The sequence below is a fragment of the Mesorhizobium sp. 8 genome (genome assembly GCF_006351905.1).
Classification (GTDB): domain Bacteria; phylum Pseudomonadota; class Alphaproteobacteria; order Rhizobiales; family Rhizobiaceae; genus Mesorhizobium; species Mesorhizobium composti.
The window spans coordinates 3,473,609-3,494,981 of sequence record NZ_CP040914.1 but is presented as its reverse complement, the minus strand read 5'-3'; the positions used below and the strand labels follow the sequence as shown (position 1 = coordinate 3,494,981).

Genomic DNA, 21,373 nt, shown 5'->3' with positions numbered 1-21,373 from the left:
CAGTGGCAAGGTGTCACAGCAGCGCCTTTTCTACTGGCCCAATGTGCCGACCTCATGACCGGCAACAACCCGATGCCGCTTGGCGCCGCACTATGATATAGCGCGGCCACGGCAGAAAAGGAGAACGCCATGGACAAGCCTCTTTCCAGCAGAGCCGGCGGAGGGCGCGCCTGGCGGCAGGTCATCGGCGGCAGGCAGGCGGACGCGCTGTCGGGCGAGCGCCTCGACGTCGCCTGCCCGTCCGACGGCGAAAATTTCGCCTCGATCCCGGCGGCGGGCAAGGAGGATATCGATCTGGCCGTGCGCGCCGCCCGCACCGCTTTCGACGACGGGCCGTGGTCGAAGATGCCGGCGGTGGAACGCGGCCGGCTGCTTACCCGCCTCGGCCTTCTGGTCGAGAAGCACGGCGAGGAACTGGCGGCGCTGGAATCGCGCGACACCGGCAAGCCGGCCAGACAGGGCAAGGCCGACGTCACCGCGACGATGCGCTACTACGAGTTCTACGGCGGCGCGGCCGACAAGATCCACGGCGACACCATTCCCTTCCTCGACGGCTACACGGCGCTGACCTTGCGCGAGCCGCATGGCGTGGTGGCCGGCATCATTCCCTGGAACTATCCGCTGCAGATCCTCGCCCGCGTCGCCGGTGCGGCGCTCGCCATGGGCAACACGCTGGTGGTCAAGCCGGCCGAGGACGCCTCGCTGACCACAATCCGCATCGCGGAACTCGCGCTGGAAGCGGGTTTTCCCGAGGGCGTCTTCAACGTCGTCACCGGCTACGGCCGCGACGCGGGTGCGGCCCTTTCCGCCCATCCGATGGTCGACTATGTCACCTTCACCGGCTCGCCGGCCACCGGCACGGCGATCCAGCAGGCGGCCGCCGCCAACAACCGCGGCGTCACCATGGAACTCGGCGGCAAGTCGCCGCAGATCGTCTTCGCCGACGCCGACCTCGACAAGGCGCTGCCGGTGCTGGTCAACGCCATCATCCAGAACGGCGGCCAGACCTGCTCGGCCGGCAGCCGGGTGCTGATCGAAAAGCCGATCTACGAGAAGGTCGCGACCGCCCTCGCCGAACGCTTTTCCAAACTGGTCGCCGGCCCGCACGACGCCGACCTCGACCTCGGCGCGCTCATCAACCGGCGCCAGCAGCAGCGCGTGTCGGCGATGGTCGCCGATGCCGAACAGGCCGGCACCAAGGTGCTGGCGCGCGGCTCGGTCGCCAAGGGCGCGCCGGAGGGCGGCTACTACTTCGCGCCGGCCCTGTTCGGCGCCGTCGAGCCTTCCTCGACCATCGCGCAGGAAGAAGTGTTCGGCCCGGTGCTGACCCTGTTTTCCTTCGACGGCGAGGAGGAAGCCGTGCGGCTCGCCAACGGCACCGAATACGGGTTGGTCGCAGGCATCTGGACGAAGGACGGCGCGCGCCAGCATCGGCTCGCCAAGCGCGTGCGTTCCGGCCAGGTGTTCGTCAACGGCTACGGCGCCGGCGGCGGCATCGAGCTTCCCTTCGGCGGCTTCAAGCGCTCCGGCCATGGCCGCGAGAAAGGCTTCGAGGCCCTCTACGACATGTCGGCAACCAAGACGGTGGTGTTCAACCATGGGTGAGCGTTTGAAGGGCAAGGTCGCCGTCATCACTGGTGCCGCTTCCGGTTTCGGCGAGGGCATGGCGAGGCGCTTCGCCGAGGAGGGCGCCCGTGTGGTCGTCTCCGACATCAACGCCAAGGGCGCCGAGCGCGTCGCCGGCGACATCGGCAAAGCCGCCATCTGGACGCAGACCGACGTGTCGCAGGCTTCGGAATTCGAGGAAATGGCGAAGGCGGCGCTGGATGCCTTCGGCCGCATCGACGTCATGGTCAACAATGCCGGCTTCACCCACCGCAACGGCGACATGCTGGGCGTCGACGAGGCGACCTTCGACCTGATCACCGCCGTCAACATGAAGGCGATCTACCACGCCGCGCTGACCGTCGTGCCGATCATGGAAAGCCAGGGCGGCGGCGTCATCCTGACCACCGCTTCCACGGCGGGCCTGAGGCCGCGGCCGGGGCTGACCTGGTACAACGCCTCCAAGGGCTGGGCGATCACCGCCACCAAATCGATGGCGGTGGAACTGGCGCCGAAGAACATCCGCGTCAACTGCCTGTGTCCCGTCGCCGGCGACACCGGCATGCTGACGCAGTTCATGGGCGAGGACACGCCCGAACTGCGCGCCAAGTTCCGCGCCTCGATCCCGCTCGGACGGCTTTCGACGCCACTCGACATCGCCAACGCCGCCCTGTGGCTGGCCTCCGACGAGGCAGCCTTCATCACCGGCGTGGCGCTGGAGGTGGATGGCGGCCGCTGCATCTGAGCAGCCGAGATTTGCGGGCGGCGCTCAGCCGTCGCGGCGGACGAAGCTCTTGTAGATGAAGCCGTGCCGGCCCTTGTAGACGACCTCGCACCAGGACTTGCACGAGATCACCTGGACCGCCGTTTTCGCCGGGATCGTGCCGATGGCCGCAGCCCCCTTCTTCGGGCCGGAGCGCATGGTGACGGCGCGCAGGATATGGCCGTTCGCGGCCGCGCCCGCCTCCTCGGCCGGCGGCTCCGGCCGGGCGGCGGGGATCGCCGCCGTCGCCGCCTTCGGATCGGGATCGGAATGAGAGTCGGCCGCCGTCTCGTCATCGTCGGTCGACGGTGCGGCGGCAGCCTGCTCATTCGCGGCATCGGCCGCGGTCTTGTCACCGGCAACCGCGCCCTTCGCGGCGCCGTCCTCCTCGGCGAAAGCCGTCTTGGCGCCGTCGTTCGTCTGCACCGCGACCGCCTTGGCGTCGATGGCGGGAGGCGGCTTGCCCTCGCCCGTCCAGCGCGGATCGTTGCGCGGCAAAGCGGCGATATCGGCCTCGGCCGCCTCCGAAGGCCTCACCGCATCGGCCTTCGGCGCCACCTGGCTCGACACCACCGAGGCGCCGTCGGTCACCACGGCTTTTGAATTTGCGGCGACGGTTTCAGCCTGTTCGGCGGCCGGCGCTTCGGCGGCGGCCTCCGCCTGCGGTTTGGGTTCGGCGAAGGCCGGCCTGTCGCCGGAGGGCATGGCAAGCCACAGAGCTGTGCCGGCGACGCCGAGCAGAGCCATAGTGCCGACCGCGGCAATGACGAGATGGGAATTGGCCTTGAGTTCCTGCCAGAAGGACGGCCGGGCGGCATAGCCGAACTGCATGGCAAAGCGCCGCTGCTTCGGAGAGCCGAAACCGAAAAGCCCCTTCACTCCAGCAACCTCCATGGAGGGCCGACGTTCTCTTCCGGAGCAAATAACGCTGCGGCTCGCATCGGTCCCGACTGTTTCGCGACGGCACCTCCTCTATCGGAAGGTCTAGCCGGTTGAATAAGTTAACGCATTAATTGTGGCATTACTACGCCGGCGTTCTTCGCGGTGCGCCCTGTTCACAGGCGATCGCGCAGCGCATACCAGTTGAGCGCCAGAAACAGCAGCGGCGCGCGCAGGCGCCGGCCGCCGGGGAACGGCGGGATCTTCAGGTCCTCGATCAGCTTCAGCCGGTCGCGGTTGCCCGAGACGGTCTCGGCATAGAGCTTGCCGACGAAGTTGGACAGCATGACGCCGTGGCCGGAATAGCCGCCGGCGGAAATGACGTTCGGCATCACCTCGCGCACGAAGGGCTTACGCGGCAGGGTGATGCCGACATAACCGCCCCAGCCATGGGTGATCTCGACATCCTTCAGCTGCGGGTAGATCTCGGCGATCTGGCGGCGGATGTGGATGTGGATGTCCTTCGGATCGTTGACGGCGTAGATTTCGCGGCCGCCGAACAGGAGCCGCCCGTCCGGCGCCTTGCGGAAATAGCGTACCACGAAGCGGGAATCGTCCACCGCTTCCCAGCCCGGCAGCACCGGGCTGTCGGCGCCCAGCGGCACGGTGGCGCCGATGAAGGAGCCGATCGGCATGACATGCGCGGCGCTCACCGGCTCCAGCGTGCCGCCATAGGCGTTGACGGCGACCAGGCACTTGTCCGCCGTTACGGTGCCGCGCGGCGTCGTCACCCGCACCTTGCCGCCCGACGAAGAAATGCCGGTGACCGGCGTGTTCTCGAACAGATGCGCGCCGGCGCCGGCGGCCACCCGCGCCGTGCCGACGACCAGCTTCAAGGGATGGATATGGCCGGTGCCGGTGTCGCGCACGCCGCCGAAGAAGGCCTGCGAGCCGAGCCGCTCGGCCGTCTCCTGTCGGTCCATGAAGGCGATGTGCGGATAGCCGAAGCGGCTCGTCATCAGGTCGGCATGTTTACGGTAGGCATCGACATAACGCGGCTTGTGCGCCACCGACATCTGGCCCGGCCGATAGTCGATGTCGATGGCATTGGCCTGCGCGAATTCCAGCAGGTGCGCCTTGGCCTCCTCGGCCAGGTCGAACAGCGCCCTGGCGCGGGAAAAGCCGTATTCGGCCTCCAGTTCCTCGGCCCAGGCGCGCTGGCCAGTGCCGAGTTGGCCGCCGTTGCGCCCGGAGGCGCCGTCGCCGAAGCGGTGCGACTCGACCAGCACGACATTGGTGCCGGCCTTGGCCAGATGCGTCGCCGCCGACAGGCCGGTGAAGCCGCCGCCGACGATGACGACGTCGCAAACCCGGTCGCCGTCGAGCGCCGGGTAGTCCGGCCGCGCACCTGCGGTGTCTTCGTACCAGGAACGGCCGGGGGAGATGGGGGATTGGTAAGGCATGATGAAGATGGGAGTAGGGGAATAAGGGAATGGGGGAATAGGACCAATTCGACCTGGAAAAGAAGATCGCTAATCCTTCGAGAGCCTGCGTAGAAGGAGCCGAAGCAGTTTGCCTACACTGTCGGTCGCTTCCAACAGCGGGATAATCTGCACATCCTCTGCCAGGCCTGTGCGTTGTGCGATCAGCAGGTGCGTCTCGACTTCCTTGAGCGAGCCTTGAGCTATCCTGAGGAAATTCTCGTAGGCAGCACGCGTTTCACGACCGTAGCCTTCGGCGATATTGGCGGGAACCGATGAGGCAGCACGGCGGACCTGGCTCGTTAGCCCATATAACTCTTCTCGAGGCCATGCACGCGTTTCGGTGTAGACACCAACCGCCAGATCCATCGCCTGCTGCCACACCAGCAGGTCCTTATGGGATTGGATCTTCGCAGTTATTGTCACTCCTATTCCCCTATCGCCCTATTCCCTTATTCCCCTAGACGTTGAGCAACAAATACTCCCGCTCCCACGGCGAGATCACTTCCATGAAGGTCTCGAACTCGGCGCGCTTGATGGCGGCGTAGGTGGTGGCGAAGGATTTTCCCAGCACCGCCGCCAGTTCCTCGTCGGCCTCGAACAGGTCGACGGCTTCGAGCAGCCCGCGCGGCAGGTCGATCTCGTCCTCGTTGGCCGTGGTCAGCACCGGAGGTTCGGCCTTGGCCTTGTTGGTCATGCCGATCAGGCCGCAGGCGAGCGAAGCGGCGAGCGCCAGATAGGGATTGGCGTCGGAGGACGGGATGCGGTTTTCCACGCGCCGCGCCGCCGGGTCCGAGCGCGGCACGCGGAAAGCCGTCGTGCGGTTGTCGTAGCCCCACTTGTTGTTGACCGGCGCGGAGGCCGCCTGCGTCAGCCGCCGGTAGGAATTGACGTAGGGCGCCAGCATCACCAGCGCGTTGGGCACATGCTTCTGCATGCCGCCGATGAAATGGAAGAAGGCGTCCGATTCCGACCCGTCCTCGGCGGTGAAGATGTTCTTCCCCGTCTTCTTGTCGATGATCGACTGGTGGATGTGCATGGCCGAGCCCGGCTGGCCCTGAATGGGCTTGGCCATGAAGGTGGCGTAGGTGTCGTGCTTCAGCGCCGCCTCGCGGATGGTGCGCTTGAACATGAACACCTGGTCGGCAAGCTCGATAGGGTCGCCGTGGCGCAGGTTGATCTCCAGCTGGCCGGCGCCCTCCTCGTGGATCAGGGTGTCGATCTCAAGCCCCTGGCTCTCGGAGAAATGATAGATGTCGTCGATCAGTTCGTCGAACTCGTTGACGCCGGCGATGGAATAGCCGGCGCCGCCGCCGATGGCGCGGCCGGAGCGGCCGACAGGCGGCGTCAGCGGATAATCCGGGTCCGGGTTCTTGCGCACAAGATAGAACTCGATCTCGGGCGCCACGACCGGCTTCAGGCCGCGCTTGTCATAGGCGGCGAGCACGCGCCTCAGCACATTGCGGGGCGTGAACTCCACCAGCCGGCCGTCCTGATGGACGAGGTCGCAGATGACGGCGGCGGTCGGGTCTTCCTCCCACGGCACCACGGTCAGCGTGGAAAGATCCGGCAGGAGCTTCAGGTCGCCGTCGTCTTCGGGATAGACGAAGCCGTTGCCGTCCTCGGGATAATCGCCCGAGATGGTCGCCATGAAGACGGCGGACGGCAGTGCCAGAGATGTGTTGGAAGTGAACTTCTTCGACGGCATCATCTTGCCGCGGGCCACACCCGCCTGATCGGGCGTGATGCACTCGATATCCTCGATGCCGCGCCACTCGAGCCAGGCGCTGGCTTCCTTCCAATTCTTGACCCCACGCAGGTTCTTGACGAAGGCAGGGGTGCGGGCGCGTTTCGGGCGGGCGTCCTTCTTTACGGGTGGCATCAATCACCAATTGGCTGCAATAATCCGTGACTATAGCCATGCCGCCCCGGTAAAGGGAAGGCCCCGGCAACGGGAAGCGCCGGCAAAGGCAAGCAGATGGCAAGAGACCTGACGACGATCGGCTTCGATGCCGACGACACGCTGTGGCAGAACGAACAGTTCTTCCGCGCCACCGAACGGCGGCTCACCGAGCTCCTGGCCGACCACGCGCCGGACGTCGATGTCGCGGCGCGGCTGCTGGAGGCGGAGAGACGCAACCTTGGCCTCTACGGCTTCGGCATCAAGGGATTCACGCTGTCGATGGTCGAGACGGCGATCGAGGTCAGCGGCGGCGCCGTGCCGGCCGCCGTCATTGCCGAAATCATGGCGGCCGGGCGCGAGATGCTGGCACATCCGATCGAGATCCTGCCGCATGCGCGCGAGACGCTGGAGCGGCTGGCCGGCCACTACCGGCTGGTGCTGGTGACCAAGGGCGACCTGTTCGACCAGGAACGCAAGCTCAACCAGTCCGGCCTGGGCGACCTGTTCGAGGCCGTCGAGATCGTCAGCGACAAAAGTGCGGATACCTACCGCCGCGTCTTCAGCCGCCACGGCGACGGGCCTGCCCGCGCCATGATGGTGGGCAACTCGCTGAAGTCGGACGTCGTGCCGGCGATCGAGGCCGGCGGTTGGGGCATCCATGTGCCGCACGAACTGACCTGGGTGCTGGAACACGTCGAGGCGCCGCTGGCAGCGCCCCGTTTCCGCCAGATCGACGATCTCGGCGAACTGCCGGCGCTGATCGAGTCTCTGGAATAGGGTCGACGGAGGAATAGGCTGGCTGGGGAGTGGACGCTGCCGGCTTCAGCCGCGACCGAGGGTGGCGAGGCGATCGATCACCGGCTGGAGGCATTCCGGCGTGATCGGCTTGGCCACCACCGCGTCGACCACGCCCGGCAGATCGAGACTCTCGGGTGTGCCAACGCGGTTCGACAGAAGGATTACCGCCGGGACATGGCGGCCGGCCGTGCGCGCCGCCGCGATGCCGGCCATCAGGGCGTCGCAATCGCGGTTGTCCGGGCCGCCGTCGAGCACGACGGTGCCGGGCGCTTGCATGCGCAAGGCCTTCTCCGCGGTTTCCGGCGGCTCGGCGATCGGCTTCAGGCCGGCGCGCTCGACGATCTTGGCCACGACGATGCGGTTGATGGGCGATCTGGCGACGACCAGCACCTTCGAGAAGTCGGTCCGTGTCGAGGTCTCGTGCCCGGTCGCCCAGGCGTTATCGTTGTCGAAGGAAGACATGGACATCGAACCGCCCCGCCCGGTTTCAATGCAGAGTTGAAAGCCGCGCGCAAATAGCGGCGAGATCGCGTGCGCTGTCAAGCGCCAAAACCGGCCGGCACATGAATGTGAGCGACGAAACGCGCAATCGTTCGTTTGCACGGCGCGGCCTGCCCACATGCGCGCAAAAACGAAAACCACCTGCGCGGCGGGCGCGCAGGTGGTTGCGATGGGAGAGGCCGGACGACGGCTTTTGGTGCCTCTGACTCAGTTGTGGCCCGGCTGGGTGACGACCACCGGGATCAGCAGGTCGCCCCAGTTGCCGTCGCCGCCGTGATGCCTGGCCGAACGCACCAGTTCGACCGACACGCCGGCGTCGACCGCCTTCATGACGGACTGGTTCAACCTGTGCAGGTCGTTGGCCAGCATGCGGATGGCGGCCTGCTGATCGGAACTCATGGCCGACGACTGTTCCTCGGCTCTTTCCTTGACGCGGCTGATGGAAGCCATGGTCTTTCTCCTTCAAATGCCGGGCTTTACGCCTCGGATGTTCCCTCGATGGCCCTTCCGGGCTGGTCGTCCGGGAAGCCCGACCAAGGGCTCCCCGCTCCGGTTCACAGGCCGCGCCTCACTCCGCCGCCGGCTTGAATTGCGCCTGCTCGGTCGAGCCGTGCATGGCGGTGGTGGACGAGCGCCCGCCGGTGATGGCCAGCGACACGGCGTCGAAGTAGCCGGTGCCGACCTCGCGCTGGTGCTTGGTGGCGGTGTAGCCGTTCGCCTCGGAGGCGAACTCCGCTTCCTGCAGCACCGAATAGGCGGCCATCTGCCGGTCCTTGTAGTCGCGCGCCAGTTCGAACATGCCGTGGTTCAACTGGTGGAAGCCGGCCAGCGTGATGAACTGGAACTTGTAGCCCATGGCGCCCAGTTCGCGCTGGAACTTGGCGATGGTGGCGTCGTCGAGGTTCTTCTTCCAGTTGAAGGACGGCGAGCAGTTGTAGGCGAGCATCTTGCCCGGATGGTGCTTGTGCACGCCGTCGGCGAACTTCTTCGCCTGCGCAAGATCCGGCTTGGAGGTCTCCATCCAGATCAGGTCGGAGTACGGCGCATAGGCGATGGCGCGGGCGATGCAGGCCTCGATGCCGTTGCGCACCTGGTAGAAGCCTTCCACCGTGCGGCCAGCGTCGTAGTCGACGAAGGGCTGGTCGCGCTCGTCGATGTCGGAGGTGAGCAGCTTGGCGGCCTCGGCGTCGGTGCGGGCGACGATCAGCGTCGGCGTGCCCATCACGTCGGCGGCGAGGCGCGCCGCAGTAAGGTTGCGGATATGGGCGGCGGTCGGGATCAGCACCTTACCGCCGAGATGGCCGCACTTCTTCTCCGAGGCGAGTTGGTCCTCGAAGTGGACGCCGGCCGCGCCAGCCTCGATGAAGGCCTTCATAATCTCGAAGGCGTTGAGCGGGCCGCCGAAACCGGCCTCGGCGTCGGCGACGATCGGCGCGAACCAGGTGTCGACCGACAGGCCCTTGCCTTCCGAAACCTCGATCTGGTCGGCGCGCTGCAGGGTGCGGTTGATGCGCTTGACCAGTTCGGGCGCGGCGTTGGCCGGATAGAGCGACTGGTCGGGATACATGGCGGACGCCGTATTGGCGTCGGCGGCGACCTGCCAGCCGGAGAGATAGATGGCCTTGAGGCCGGCGCGCACCTGCTGCATGGCCTGGTTGCCGGTCATGGCGCCGAGCGCGTTGACGAAGCTTTCCTCGTGGACGAGCTTCCACAGCCGGTTGGCGCCGTTCTCGGCCAGCGTGTGCCTGATCTGCACGGAGCCGCGCAACCGCTTCACGTCGTCGGGCGTATAAGGCCGTTCGATGCCGTCGAACCGGTCTTCAGCCGCCGAGGGAACAAGGTTGTAAAAATCGGTCATCGTCTCACTCCGAAAAAGATGCTGCGTCGTCAGGTGCGAGGCGAGAACCGTTTTCTTGCCGCCTCGACATGTGACTTCATTTACATTGCACCGCAAAATAGACCAGAAAAACCTCCTTTCTGCGCTCGGAATAAAGGAAAAACTGTCTTGCGATTGACAATCGCTGCCTGTAAATTTGTCAAAATTGTAAAGCCTGTTCGGAGACGGCTTGGCGCGGCCGAGCTGTAAAAATCATGTCAAAGGTCATCGATGGCTGAGCAGAAGATCTTCGCCGGGCCGCGCATCCGCCGCATCCGCAACGGCAAGGGCCTGACCCAGACGGCGATGGCGGAAGGGCTCGGCATCTCGCCGTCCTATCTGAACCTCATCGAGCGCAACCAGCGGCCGCTGACGGTGCAGCTCATCCTCAAGCTCGCCTCGGTCTACCATGTCGATCCGGAGGAGCTGCAGGGCGAGGCGCGCGGCTCTATCGCCGCCTTGCGCGAGGTCTTCGCCGATCCGCTGCTGGCCGGCGAACTGCCCGGCGACCAGGAGCTGATCGAGGTGGCGGAAGCCGCGCCCAATGCGGCGGCGGCGGTGATAAAGCTGTTCCGCGCCTATCGCGAGCAGGCCGAGCGGCTCACCGACCTCAACGAGGTGCTGGCGCGCGAAGGCAAGGGCACCGCCCTTTCGGGCGCGCGGCTGCCGATCGACGAGGTGCGCGAGACGTTCGAGCGGCGGCCCAACCATTTTTCCGGCATCGAGGAGGAAGCCGACGCCTTCACCGCCCTGCTCGATCCCGGCGACGACCTCTACGGTGCGCTCAAGGCGTGGCTGAAGCGCGAATACGGCATCGTCGTCAAGGTGCTGCCCGTCGCCACCATGCCGAACTGGCGCCGCCGCTACGACCGCCATTCGCAGCGCCTGTTCCTGTCCGAGCGGCTGTCGCCCTTCGACCAGTTGCGCGAGGTGGCGATGGAAGCCTGCCTGATCCGCATGACGGTGGCCGTTGCCGGCGAGATCCAGGGACTGAAACTGTCGTCGGACGAGGCGCGGCGTCTGGCGCGCTTCGAACTCGGCCGCTATGCCGCGCACGCGCTGATGATGCCTTACGGTGCCTTCCACGCCGCCGCCTTGCGCGCCCGCTACGACCTCGACGTGCTGCGCTCGCGCTTCGGCGTCTCGTTCGAGCAGGCCGCCAACCGGCTGACCACCCTGCAGCGACCGGGTGCTGGCGGCGTGCCGTTCTTCATGTTGGAGGTCGACAATGCCGGCAACCGCTTCCGCCGCGCCGGCGCGCAAGGTTTTCCGCATGCCCGCTTCGGCGGCGGCTGCCCCAAGCTCGCCGTGCATGCCGCCTTCGCCCAGCCCGGCCAGATCTTCGTCGAGGCAGTCGAAATGCCCGACGCGGCGGAATTCCTGACGGTGGCGCGCACGCTGGAGGGGCCGCAGGGCAGCTTCAGCGAGCGCCCGCGCCGCACAGCACTTTTGATCGGCTGCGACATCGGCTTCAAGGACGAGATCGTCTACGGCGCCGCGCTGCCGGCGGCAGCGCCCGGAAACGCCGGCAAGGGGGCGGCGGGGGCGACGGCGACCCCGATCGGCCCCGCCTGCCGGCTGTGCGAGCGGGCAGGCTGCCTCGCCCGCGCCGAGCCGCCCGTCACCCGCCCGCTCGGGCTGGACGAGATGGTGACCGGCCTGTCGGCTTTCGATTTTCAGTAACGCTTCAGCGGCCTTGTGCTGGCGCCAGAACTGGCTTGCGCTGGCTCTCGCCGGCACGCCTCGTTCGCTTTACGCGATCGAGCGATAGATGTGTCGCCTTCCGCGCATCGCGCGGCCGGCGTTTTGCAGACAGTGGCTCTCATGAACGATACCGCGCTGTCCCCCTTACCGGCTTCCGTCCAATCGCGCCGCGACGAGCGCTGGGGCTCGCTGCTGGTCTTCCTGTCGGCGCTGATGTGGAGCTTCGGCGGCGCCATCGCCCGCTTCATCGACACGCCGGACAGCTGGACAGTGGTGTTCTGGCGCTCGGTCTGGGCCGCCGCCTTCCTGGTCGGCTTCATGCTCTGGCGCGACGGCTGGCGCGGCACGGTCGCGCTGTTTCGCGGCATGGGCCTGCCGGGCCTGATCGTCGCCGCCTGCTTCGGCACCGCTTCGACGACCTTCGTCGTGGCGCTGTCGTACACCACCGTCGCCAACATCCTTTTGATGCAGGCCGGCGTGCCGCTGCTGGCGGCGTTCCTGGCCTGGCTCGTGTTCCGCGAGCGGGTCAGCGCCGCGACCTGGGCAGCGATCGCCGCCGTCATCGCCGGCGTCGCCATCATGGTTTCCGAATCGCTCGACGGCACCGTTTCGCCCATCGGCAACGGGCTGGCGCTGCTGATCACCGTCGTTATCGCCGTCGCCACGGTGCTGACCCGCCGCTTCGCCCATGTGCGCATGACGCCGGCCACCTGCCTCGGCACGCTGTTTGCCGCAGCCTTCGCGGCCTCGCAGACCTCCGGCTTCGCCGTCAGCGGCCACGACATGGGCTTCCTGTTCGCCTTCGGCGTCATCAACCTCGGCCTCGGCCTCGCCTTCTTCGCCACCGGCGCGCGCATGGTGCCGGCGGCGGTCGCGGCACTTCTGGGCACGTTCGAGCCGCTGCTCGGCCCGATCTGGGTCTGGCTGGTGCATGGCGAGGTGCCGTCCGCCCGCACCATGGTCGGCGGCGCGGTCGTGTTCACCGCGCTCATCATCCATATCGCGCTGGAAGCCCGCCGCCAGTCGCGGCCGGTGCGGCCGGGCATCACCGGCCTGCCGGCTCCCAACTGAAGCGCCCCATCCGCTTCCGCCCGGCTCCCCATCGACTTGACAAGCGCGTGGCGCGGCGGGCAGGCTGGCACCAAGGCAACAACAAGACAGGCGTATTTTGCCAAGCTTTCGCGACGGCCTGAAGTCCTTCCGGCCCGAACAAGACTGCTGCATATCTTATCCTTCGGAACCGGCGGCTCGCTTGATCGAGCCGGACCAGCCGATTGCGGCTTGCCGCTCCGCACCAAGCTCAATAGTCTTCGAAACCATCTCCTGTCGCGCCGGCCCGGCCGAGCGTCAGGGCGGGAACACTCAGCAAGGGAGAATACCATGGCCAGAACAGCGCTCCGGCTTTCGGCGACAACCGCATTCATGACGCTCGCCGTCCTTGGCGCCCACGCCGAGGATCGCGTCGTCAACGTCTTCAACTGGTCGGACTATATCGATTCCTCGATCCTGCAGGACTTCACCAAGGAGACTGGCATCAAGGTCGTCTACGACGTCTACGATTCCAACGAGATCCTCGAGACGAAGCTGCTCGCCGGCGGCAGCGGCTACGACGTCGTGGTGCCGACGGGTTCCTTCCTGCAGCGCCAGATCCAGGCCGGAGTCTTCGAGAAGCTCGACAAGTCCAAGCTGCCCAACATCAAGAACATGTGGGACCAGGTGACCAAGCGCACCGACCTGTTCGATCCCGGCAGCGAATATTCGATCAATTACATGTGGGGCACGGTCGGCATCGGCTACAACAAGGAGAAGATCAAGGCGGCGCTCGGCACCGACACGATCGACAGCTGGAAGGCGGTGTTCGATCCCGAGCAAGCCGCCAAGCTCAAGGATTGCGGCATCAACTTCCTCGATTCGCCGACGGACATGATCCCGGTCATGCTGGCCTATCTCGGCCTCAACCCCGACAGCCATGAGCCGGACGACATCGCCAAGGCCGAGGAAGCGTTCATGAAGGTCCGCCCGTTCGTGCGCAAGTTCCATTCCTCCGAGTTCATCAACGGTCTCGCCAACGGCGACATCTGCGTGGCGGTCGGCTGGTCGGGCGACGTCTTCCAGGCCCGCGACCGCGCCGAGGAGGCCAAGAACGGCGTCGAGCTCGCCTATGCCATTCCGAAGGAAGGCACGCAAATGTGGTTCGACCAGATGGCGATCCCCGCCGACGCGCCGCACAAGGAAGAGGCGCTGGAATTCCTCAACTACATGATGAAGCCCGAGGTCATCGCCAAGTCGTCGAACTACGTGTTCTACGCCAACGGCAACAAGGCCTCGCAGGAATTCCTCGACCCCGAAGTGAAGGACGACCCGGCCGTCTATCCGGACGAGGCGACCATGTCGACGCTGTTCGTCAACACCGCGCTCGACCCCAAGACCCAGCGCCTGTTCACCCGCACGTGGACGAAGGTGGTGACCGGCCAGTAGCCGCTGCTAACGACAGGCCCCGGCAGCGACCTGCCGGGGCCTTCGGCTAACGCCGCAAGGGGCCGACAAGCCAAAGGGACGGGCCAGAGGGATGGGCCAGAGGGGCAGGCCAGCAGGGACGGGTGGAGCATGAAGTCACTGGGCAGCATACGCAGGGCCTTCGCGCCGTGGAACGATCCGGGGGCGAAGCCGTATATCCATTTCGACAGGGTGACCAAGAAGTTCGGCGATTTCACCGCCGTCAACGATCTCTCGCTGGCCATCTACGAGCGCGAGTTCTTCGCCCTGCTCGGGGCGTCCGGCTGCGGCAAGTCCACGCTTCTGAGGATGCTGGCCGGCTTCGAGGAGCCGACATCGGGCCGCATCATGCTCGACGGGCAGGATCTCGCCGGCATCCCGCCCTACCGGCGGCCGGTCAACATGATGTTCCAGTCCTACGCGCTGTTCCCGCATATGAGCGTGGAAAAGAACATCGCCTTCGGCCTGAAGCAGGAAGGCATGCCGAAGGCCGAGATAGACAAGCGCGTGGCCGAGATGCTCAAGCTGGTCAAGCTCGAGCCGTTCGCCAAGCGCAAGCCGCACCAGCTTTCGGGCGGCCAGCGCCAGCGCGTGGCGCTCGCCCGCTCCGTCGCCAAGCGACCCAAGGTGCTGCTGCTCGACGAGCCGCTCGGCGCGCTGGACAAGAAGCTGCGCGAGGAAACGCAGTTCGAGTTGATGGACCTGCAGCAGGAACTCGGTCTCACCTTCGTCGTCGTCACGCATGACCAGGAGGAGGCGATGACCATGGCCGACCGCATCGCCATCATGGACAAGGGCCAGGTGATGCAGGTGGCGACGCCGGCAGAGGTCTACGAGGCGCCGGCCTCACGCTTCGTCGCCAACTTCGTCGGCAACGTCAATATGTTCGAGGGCAAGGTCGCCGAGCGCAGCGGCAGCAGCGTGCGCATCACCGGCGGAACCGGCGCCCAGATCATGGTGGAGAATGCCGGCGAAGCTGCAAAGGACGCCGACGTCGCCTTCGCCATACGGCCGGAGAAGATCCGCGTCTCCTCGAAACGGCCGGCCGACGCCGTCAACGCGCTGGAAGGCGAGGTCTACGACATCGCCTATCTCGGCGACATGACCGTCTATCACGTGCGCCTCGACGACGGGCAGATGGTGCGCGCCGCGACGATGAACGCCACCCGCGTCGTCGACGATCCGCTGACCTGGGACGACAAGGCCTGGATCTCGTTCCGGCCCGACGCCGGCGTCGTGCTGACGCAATAGGAGGCGGACAATGACGAACGTCGCCCTGCCGGCCGCAGACACGGCCACCGCCGCGCAGAAGCCGCTGCCGGCGCGGCTGGCGGCCGCCTTCGTCAGCCGTCTCGTCATCATCGTGCCCTATGTGTGGCTGCTGTTCTTCTTCCTCATCCCCTTCCTCATCGTCTTCAAGATCTCGCTGTCGACGACGGCGATCGCCATGCCGCCCTATGCGCCGGTGCTCGGCTTCGGCGATGGCATCTCCGGCTTCATCGACGGCCTGAAGCAACTGAGCTTCGACAATTATGTCTGGCTGACCCAGGACGCGCTCTATTTCAACGCCTACATCACCAGCGTCATCGTCGCCGGCATTTCGACCTTCCTGACCCTGCTGATTGGCTATCCGATCGCCTACGGCATGGCGCGCGCGCCGGCCTCGCTCAGGCCGACGCTGCTGATGATGGTCATCCTGCCGTTCTGGACCTCGTTCCTGATCCGCGTCTACGCCTGGATCGGCATCCTGAAGCCCGAAGGGCTGCTCAACCAGCTTCTGCTCGGCATCGGCGTCATCCAGGAACCGCTCATCATCACCAACACCTACACGGCGATCTTCATCGGCATCGTCTATTCCTACCTGCCGTTCATGGTGCTGCCGCTCTATTCGTCGCTGGAGAAGATGGACCACTCGCTGATCGAGGCGGCGCAGGACCTCGGCTGCCAGCCGATCGCGGCCTTCTGGAAGATCACCTTCCCGCTGTCGATCCCCGGCGTCGTCGCCGGCTGCCTGCTGGTCTTCATTCCCGCCGTCGGCGAGTTCGTCATCCCCGACCTGCTCGGAAGCTCGCGCACGCTGATGATCGGCAAGACGCTGTGGACCGAGTTCTTCACCAACCGCGACTGGCCGGTTTCGTCGGCGGTGGCGATCATCCTGCTTCTGGTGCTGATCGTGCCGATCGTCTTCTTCCAGAACGCCCAGGCGCGCGCCCAGGAAGCGGGGAGGTAAGGCGATGAACTCGACCTGGAGCCGCTTCAACATCACCGCCGTCACGCTCGGCCTCGCCTTCCTCTACCTGCCGATCGTGCTTCTGGTCATCTTCTCCTTCAACGCCTCGAAACTGGTCACCGTATGGGGCGGCTTCTCGACAAAATGGTACGTGTCGCTGTTCCACAACCAGGGCCTGATGGACGCGGCCTGGGTGACGATCCGCGTCGGCCTGATCTCGGCCTCGGTCGCCACGGTGCTCGGCACGCTCGGGGCGCTGGCGCTGACGCGCTACACGCGCTTCCGCGGGCGGATGCTGTTTTCCGGCATGATCTTCGCGCCACTGGTCATGCCCGACGTCATCACCGGCCTGTCGCTGCTGCTTCTGTTCGTCGCCGTCGGCCTCGACCGCGGCTTTTACACGGTCACGCTCGCCCACATCACCTTCACCATGTGCTTCGTCGCCGTGGTGGTGCAGTCGCGCCTCGTCACCTTCGACCGCTCGCTGGAGGAGGCGGCCATGGATCTCGGCGCGCCGCCGGTCAGGACCTTCTTCCAGATCACCCTGCCGGTGATCGCGCCGGCCATCATTTCAGGCTGGATGCTAGCCTTCACCCTGTCGCTGGACGACCTCGTCGTCGCCTCCTTCACCTCCGGTCCGGGCGCCACGACGCTGCCGATGAAGATCTACAGCCAGGTCCGTCTCGGCGTAACGCCGGAGATCAACGCCGCCTGCACCATCCTGATCGGCATCGTCACCGCCGGCGTCATCGCCGCCTCGATCGTCAACAAACGCCGCGAGGTGCAGCGGCTGCGCGACGAGCAGGCGGCCCAGCGCGGCTGAGCGGACGCCGGTTTCCATCAAGGAAGAAAAGCCTCAGCCGCCGCTGGGAACGGCCCGCGTGATCGGCGAGATGAACGGCGTGTTCCATGTCCCGCCGACGAAGAACGACAGCTGCGCGGGCTGGGCCGGCTGTGCAGGCTGCGCAGGCGGTTGGGCCGGCGGCGTCGCCGCATCCGCCCCGGTTCCGGCGTCGGCGGACTGGGCGGGTTGCTGGGCAGGCTGTGCCGGCTGGGCAGGCGGCGGCTGGGCCGCCGAGGTTATGCCGCCCGACAGCGCCAGGCCATGTCCGGCATAGGGAACGATGCCGGACAGCCAGATCTTCGTCTTGGCCGACTTGGCCTCGGCCTTGTCGATGCGCGCGACGCCGTTGGAGATGCTTGCCTTGAGCTCGGCGCCGTCGATCAGCACGGTGCCGTCCGAGACCTCGTCGAGGGCGAAGAAGCCGCCCTGCTGGTTGCGCTTGAGGAAGGCCGGCAGGTTGAGGCCGGTGAGCTTGCCCGGCCCGAATGTCGCCGAAATCGAGCCGTTGGCGCTCTCCAGGATCGAATCCCAGGCCCGGCCCGGCCCCTTGAGGATGATCGAGATCGTGCCGGTCCCGGTCGGCATCAGCCGCGTCATGCCGGCTGCGGCGCCGAACTGGGCGCCGTTGACGTCGGAAGCGAGCAGCCGCATCTCCACCTGCGTGCCGGCCGGCTTGCGGTCGAAGCGCAGGCTGGACTGGATGTTGCCGCCGAAGGCGGCGGCATCGGAAATGTCGAAGACGGCGAGGCCGTCCTTCACCTGCGCGGTGGCGGCCACATTGGCAAGCTGGATGGGGCCGGCGCTGGCATGGGCGGCCGACAGCCTGAGATCGAGGTTGAGGCGGTCGGTGATGCCCGCGCCGACCTCCTGGTCCTGCCGGCCCGTCGGCGACGCCAGCGGCGTGAAGGCGGCGAGGAAGGAGCGCAGGTCGAGCGTGTCGAAAGCGAGCGTGCCGGAGATCGCCGGCACCGCCTCCGACAGCGACAGGTCGAGAGCGCCCATGCCGGGATTGTTGTTGAGCGTCACCTCGGTGTTGGCCAGCTTCAGCCGCTTCGGCTCGCCGCTGATCTTGCTCGACAGGGCGACCGCGCCGATGGCGCTGCCGGACGCCAGCCCGGTGCCGGACCATTCCAGCAGCCGCCGCAGCGAGGGCGCGGCGAACTTCGCCTGGCCGTCGAAATAGGCGTTCTGCGACAGGTTGGCGGTGCCGTCGAAGGAAAAGGTCGCCGGCGGCGCCTTGACCGACACGGTGACGGGTGCGGTGCCGCCGGCGAACAGGAGCAGCGGCTTGGCCGAAGACAGGTCGAGCGCGACGGTCTCGCCGTGCCAGATGCCGGTGGCCGACAGCGTCGCCCCGTCATTCAGCGCCGGCCAGTCGAGCTGGCCGTTCAGGCTGGTGAAAACCTCCTGGTCCTTGCCGCCGACGGCGGAGATCATGCGCCCGTCGCGCAGTTCGACGGTGCCGAAGGCATCCGAAGGCAATGCGCCCTGATCCGGCTTGGCCGGATCGGCGGCGACCAGCTTGCGGGCGGCGTCGATGGAGCGGGCGATGCGGCCGCCGGAGGAGGTCGGTGGCATGAAAAGCCCGTTGGCGAGCGGTTCGAGCCGGATCGTCGGCCTGATCAGCACGGCCGACTGGAAGACCACGTCGCCGCGCAGCGCCGCCATCGCCGACAGGCCGACCTCGACACGCTCGGCCTGCACGACCGGCGCGTTGGTGGTGTCGGTCCATTTCGACAGCGTGACGTCAGTCAGGATGGCGCGGAACTGCGGCCAGATCTCGATCTGGGGCGCCCCGTCGATGGCGACGCGGAAGCCGCTCCAGGCGCTCATTTCCCAGGCGATGCGGTCGCGCACGATGCGCGTCGAGGCGACATAGGGTAAGGCGGCGAAAGCCAAGGTGGCGACGATCAGCGCAATGCCGACCGCCCAAATCGCCCGCCATATCCAAGGTGAAGGCATCGTGCCCCGTTTCATGTCCGCCGCAGTGGCGTCAGGTGTAGTTCGTACCCGACGCATTTCAAGTCATTGTGGCCCGGCGATGGCATTTCCCGTACAGGGTACCGCAGAAGCAACCCGGTCTTGTTCGTCGCCGACTATATGCTAATCGACCGTTAACGCGGAGGAATTGCGAGATGAGTCATGATATGCCCCTTTGGACCCCGTCGTCCGAACGGATCGGCAAGGCGACGCTGACGGCCTTCACGAAAGCCGCCGCGGAACGGGCGGGGCGGCCGCTGGCATCCTACGATGCGCTGCACCGCTGGTCGGTGGGCGACCGCGCCGCGTTCTGGGACCTGGTGTGGGATTTCTGCGGCGTCGTCGGCGAGAAGGGCGAACGTATTCTGGTCGATGGAGAGAAGATGCCGGGAGCCGCCTTCTTCCCCGACGCCCGGCTCAACTTCGCCGAAAACCTTTTGAGGAAGACGGGTACAGGCGACGCCATCGTCTTCCGCGGCGAGGACAAAGTCGAAAAGCGGCTGACGTGGGACGAGCTCGCGGCGCTGGTTTCACGCCTGCAGCAGCTTTTCGTCTCGCTCGGCGTCAAGGCCGGCGACCGCGTGGCGGCGATGATGCCCAACATGCCCGAGACGGCGGCGGCGATGCTGGCGGCGACGTCGATCGGCGCGGTGTGGTCGTCCTGCTCGCCGGATTTCGGCGCCGGCGGCGTGCTCGACCGCTTCGGCCAGATCGAGCCGGTGCTGTTCATCGTCCCCGACGGCTACTGGTACGCCGGCAAGCGCATCGACGTGGCCGCCAAGGTGGCCGAAGTGGCGGAAAAACTGCCCAGTGTGCGCAGGGTGCTCGTCATCGATTATCTCGGCTCGGCTGCGGAGGCAGCTGCCGGCATCGGCAAGGCGGCAACGCTTGCGGACGCACTGGCGCCTTTCGCGCCGGTGCCGCTCGCCTATGAACGCCTGCCATTCTCGCATCCGGCCTTCATCCTGTTCTCCTCCGGCACGACGGGAGTGCCGAAATGCATCGTCCATTCGGCCGGCGGTACGCTGCTCCAGCACCTGAAGGAGCACCGCCTGCATGCCGACGTGAAGGACGGCGACCGCTTCTTCTATTTCACCACCTGCGGCTGGATGATGTGGAACTGGCTGATTTCCGGCCTGGCGTCCGGGGCGACGCTGCTGCTCTATGACGGCTCGCCCTTCCATCCCGACGGCAACGTGCTGTTCGACTATGCCGACGCGGAACGGATGACCTATTTCGGCACCTCGGCGAAATTCATCGATTCGGTGCGCAAGGCAGGCTTGAAGCCGATCGAGACGCATGCGCTCACCTCGGTGCGCACCATCTCTTCGACCGGCTCGCCGCTATCGCCGGAGGATTTCCGCTTCGTCTACGACGGCATCAGGAAGGACGTGCATCTCGCCTCGATCTCCGGCGGCACCGACATCGTTTCCTGCTTCGTGCTCGGTGTGCCGACCGAACCGGTCTGGGAAGGCGAGATCCAGGGCGCCGGCCTCGGCATGGCGGTCGACGTGTGGGACGACGAAGGCAAGCCGATCAGGGGCGAGAAGGGCGAACTGGTCTGCGCCAAGGCCTTCCCCTGCATGCCGGTGGGCTTCTGGAACGATCCGGACAGCAGGAAGTACCGGGGCGCCTATTTCGAGCGCTTCGACAATGTCTGGTGCCATGGCGACTTCGCCGAGTGGACGGGCCATGGCGGCATCGTCATCCATGGCCGCTCCGACGCCACCTTGAACCCCGGCGGCGTGCGCATCGGCACCGCCGAGATCTACAATCAGGTCGAGCAGATGCCCGAGATCGCCGAGGCGCTGGCCATCGGCCAGGACTTCGACAACGACGTGCGCGTGGTGCTGTTCGTGCGGCTGGCGCCCGGCGTGGCGCTGGACGAGGAGCTGGAAAAGCGCATCCGGACCAAGATCCGCACCGGCGCCAGCCCGCGCCACGTGCCGGCCCGCATCGTCGCCGTCGCCGACATTCCGCGCACCAAATCCGGCAAGATCACAGAGCTGGCCGTGCGCGAGGTGGTTCACGGCAGGGCGGTCAAGAACAAGGAAGCGCTGGCCAATCCCGAGGCGCTGGAGCTGTTCCGGGACATTCCGGCGCTGCAGAACTGATCGGCAACATGGTAAATGAAAGATGACCGGAGAATTTACCTAGATTTCACGGGTGGTACACTTTGGTAAATTTTCCGGCGCGGCGGTAAGGACTTGTTAAGCTCCCCGCCGCGATAGTGGCGGCAACTTGAGAGGGAAACCTGTTCCTTCCGTCGTTCGGTCGGCTCGTTCTCTCAAGCCCGTTGTGACACAATCCCAT

Annotated in this window: 18 protein-coding genes; 10 read left to right on the top strand and 8 right to left on the bottom strand. The window is 66.3% G+C overall.

Translation table 11 applies throughout. The features are described 5' to 3' along the window. Positions 1–129: 129 nt before the first annotated feature. A complete protein-coding gene (locus FGU64_RS16945; RefSeq protein WP_139954235.1) occupies positions 130–1,605 on the top strand; it encodes an aldehyde dehydrogenase family protein in 1,476 nt (491 codons plus the stop codon). Then, positions 1,598–2,350, top strand: a complete 753-nt coding sequence (locus tag FGU64_RS16940; RefSeq protein WP_139954234.1) for an SDR family oxidoreductase — start codon at positions 1,598–1,600, stop codon at positions 2,348–2,350. Before FGU64_RS16945 ends, FGU64_RS16940 begins: the two co-directional genes overlap by 8 nt. Before the next feature lie 24 nt (positions 2,351–2,374). Here FGU64_RS16940 and FGU64_RS16935 read toward each other — a convergent pair whose 3' ends face one another. The 4 genes from FGU64_RS16935 to FGU64_RS16920 form a co-directional block, all read right to left on the bottom strand. After that, positions 2,375–3,247, bottom strand: coding sequence for an SH3 domain-containing protein (locus FGU64_RS16935; protein WP_180375558.1), 873 nt, complete (start codon positions 3,245–3,247; stop codon positions 2,375–2,377). 176 nt (positions 3,248–3,423) lie between these two features. Next, a complete protein-coding gene (locus FGU64_RS16930; protein ID WP_139954232.1) occupies positions 3,424–4,710 on the bottom strand; it encodes an FAD-binding oxidoreductase in 1,287 nt (428 codons plus the stop codon). Between the two features lie 69 nt (positions 4,711–4,779). After that, on the bottom strand, positions 4,780–5,097 hold the full coding sequence (locus tag FGU64_RS16925) for a four helix bundle protein (protein WP_246671365.1): 318 nt from the start codon (positions 5,095–5,097) through the stop codon (positions 4,780–4,782). Between the two features lie 91 nt (positions 5,098–5,188). After that, positions 5,189–6,610 (bottom strand): glutamine synthetase family protein, encoded by a 1,422-nt coding sequence (locus FGU64_RS16920; protein WP_139954231.1) that lies wholly within the window; start codon positions 6,608–6,610, stop codon positions 5,189–5,191. Positions 6,611–6,706: 96 nt separating this feature from the next. On the opposite strand from FGU64_RS16920, the gene FGU64_RS16915 reads away from it, so the two are divergent. Continuing rightward, entirely contained in the window at positions 6,707–7,408 is a 702-nt protein-coding gene (locus FGU64_RS16915) for an HAD family hydrolase (RefSeq protein WP_139954230.1), read from the top strand. A 45-nt stretch (positions 7,409–7,453) separates the two neighbouring features. Here FGU64_RS16915 and FGU64_RS16910 read toward each other — a convergent pair whose 3' ends face one another. The 3 genes from FGU64_RS16910 to aceA form a co-directional block, all read right to left on the bottom strand. Then, complete coding sequence (locus FGU64_RS16910; RefSeq protein ID WP_139955422.1) at positions 7,454–7,891, bottom strand: response regulator; 438 nt, start codon at positions 7,889–7,891, stop codon at positions 7,454–7,456. Between the two features lie 246 nt (positions 7,892–8,137). Beyond that, positions 8,138–8,380 carry a hypothetical protein gene (locus FGU64_RS16905; protein ID WP_139954229.1) on the bottom strand — a complete coding sequence of 81 codons (243 nt, stop codon included), beginning with the start codon at positions 8,378–8,380 and terminating at the stop codon, positions 8,138–8,140. Between the two features lie 118 nt (positions 8,381–8,498). Next, positions 8,499–9,788, bottom strand: coding sequence for an isocitrate lyase (gene aceA / locus FGU64_RS16900; protein WP_139954228.1), 1,290 nt, complete (start codon positions 9,786–9,788; stop codon positions 8,499–8,501). Between the two features lie 249 nt (positions 9,789–10,037). Here aceA and FGU64_RS16895 point away from each other — a divergent pair, with 249 nt between their 5' ends. From FGU64_RS16895 to FGU64_RS16870, 6 genes are all read left to right on the top strand, one after another. Then, the gene (locus FGU64_RS16895; RefSeq protein WP_139954227.1) at positions 10,038–11,489 is read left to right on the top strand and encodes an XRE family transcriptional regulator; all 1,452 of its coding nucleotides are present in this window, start codon (positions 10,038–10,040) and stop codon (positions 11,487–11,489) included. A gap of 141 nt (positions 11,490–11,630) precedes the next feature. Continuing rightward, positions 11,631–12,581, top strand: coding sequence for a DMT family transporter (locus FGU64_RS16890; protein WP_136354537.1), 951 nt, complete (start codon positions 11,631–11,633; stop codon positions 12,579–12,581). 351 nt (positions 12,582–12,932) lie between these two features. After that, positions 12,933–13,988 carry a polyamine ABC transporter substrate-binding protein gene (locus FGU64_RS16885; RefSeq protein WP_246671364.1) on the top strand — a complete coding sequence of 352 codons (1,056 nt, stop codon included), beginning with the start codon at positions 12,933–12,935 and terminating at the stop codon, positions 13,986–13,988. 129 nt (positions 13,989–14,117) lie between these two features. After that, positions 14,118–15,257, top strand: a complete 1,140-nt coding sequence (locus FGU64_RS16880; RefSeq protein WP_139954225.1) for an ABC transporter ATP-binding protein — start codon at positions 14,118–14,120, stop codon at positions 15,255–15,257. Positions 15,258–15,267: 10 nt separating this feature from the next. Next, positions 15,268–16,236, top strand: coding sequence for an ABC transporter permease subunit (locus FGU64_RS16875; protein ID WP_136354531.1), 969 nt, complete (start codon positions 15,268–15,270; stop codon positions 16,234–16,236). A 4-nt stretch (positions 16,237–16,240) separates the two neighbouring features. Continuing rightward, positions 16,241–17,059 carry an ABC transporter permease subunit gene (locus FGU64_RS16870; RefSeq protein ID WP_139954224.1) on the top strand — a complete coding sequence of 273 codons (819 nt, stop codon included), beginning with the start codon at positions 16,241–16,243 and terminating at the stop codon, positions 17,057–17,059. Positions 17,060–17,092: 33 nt separating this feature from the next. Here the strand turns inward: FGU64_RS16870 and FGU64_RS16865 are convergent, their stop codons facing one another. Beyond that, a complete protein-coding gene (locus tag FGU64_RS16865) occupies positions 17,093–19,042 on the bottom strand; it encodes an AsmA family protein (protein WP_139954223.1) in 1,950 nt (649 codons plus the stop codon). Between the two features lie 173 nt (positions 19,043–19,215). Here FGU64_RS16865 and FGU64_RS16860 point away from each other — a divergent pair, with 173 nt between their 5' ends. Further along, positions 19,216–21,174 (top strand): acetoacetate--CoA ligase, encoded by a 1,959-nt coding sequence (locus tag FGU64_RS16860; RefSeq protein ID WP_139954222.1) that lies wholly within the window; start codon positions 19,216–19,218, stop codon positions 21,172–21,174. The last annotated feature ends 199 nt before the right edge of the window (positions 21,175–21,373 follow it).

Coding starts and splice junctions, on each gene's coding strand:
- FGU64_RS16870 (WP_139954224.1), top strand. CDS start 16,241: ATGAACTCGACCTGGAGCCGCTTCAACATCACCGCCGTCACGCTCGGC.
- aceA (WP_139954228.1), bottom strand. CDS start 9,788: ATGACCGATTTTTACAACCTTGTTCCCTCGGCGGCTGAAGACCGGTTC.
- FGU64_RS16945 (WP_139954235.1), top strand. CDS start 130: ATGGACAAGCCTCTTTCCAGCAGAGCCGGCGGAGGGCGCGCCTGGCGG.
- FGU64_RS16910 (WP_139955422.1), bottom strand. CDS start 7,891: ATGTCTTCCTTCGACAACGATAACGCCTGGGCGACCGGGCACGAGACC.
- FGU64_RS16860 (WP_139954222.1), top strand. CDS start 19,216: ATGAGTCATGATATGCCCCTTTGGACCCCGTCGTCCGAACGGATCGGC.
- FGU64_RS16940 (WP_139954234.1), top strand. CDS start 1,598: ATGGGTGAGCGTTTGAAGGGCAAGGTCGCCGTCATCACTGGTGCCGCT.
- FGU64_RS16920 (WP_139954231.1), bottom strand. CDS start 6,610: ATGCCACCCGTAAAGAAGGACGCCCGCCCGAAACGCGCCCGCACCCCT.
- FGU64_RS16930 (WP_139954232.1), bottom strand. CDS start 4,710: ATGCCTTACCAATCCCCCATCTCCCCCGGCCGTTCCTGGTACGAAGAC.
- FGU64_RS16875 (WP_136354531.1), top strand. CDS start 15,268: ATGACGAACGTCGCCCTGCCGGCCGCAGACACGGCCACCGCCGCGCAG.
- FGU64_RS16890 (WP_136354537.1), top strand. CDS start 11,631: ATGAACGATACCGCGCTGTCCCCCTTACCGGCTTCCGTCCAATCGCGC.
- FGU64_RS16905 (WP_139954229.1), bottom strand. CDS start 8,380: ATGGCTTCCATCAGCCGCGTCAAGGAAAGAGCCGAGGAACAGTCGTCG.
- FGU64_RS16865 (WP_139954223.1), bottom strand. CDS start 19,042: ATGCCTTCACCTTGGATATGGCGGGCGATTTGGGCGGTCGGCATTGCG.
- FGU64_RS16915 (WP_139954230.1), top strand. CDS start 6,707: ATGGCAAGAGACCTGACGACGATCGGCTTCGATGCCGACGACACGCTG.
- FGU64_RS16885 (WP_246671364.1), top strand. CDS start 12,933: ATGACGCTCGCCGTCCTTGGCGCCCACGCCGAGGATCGCGTCGTCAAC.
- FGU64_RS16880 (WP_139954225.1), top strand. CDS start 14,118: ATGAAGTCACTGGGCAGCATACGCAGGGCCTTCGCGCCGTGGAACGAT.
- FGU64_RS16925 (WP_246671365.1), bottom strand. CDS start 5,097: ATGGATCTGGCGGTTGGTGTCTACACCGAAACGCGTGCATGGCCTCGA.
- FGU64_RS16895 (WP_139954227.1), top strand. CDS start 10,038: ATGGCTGAGCAGAAGATCTTCGCCGGGCCGCGCATCCGCCGCATCCGC.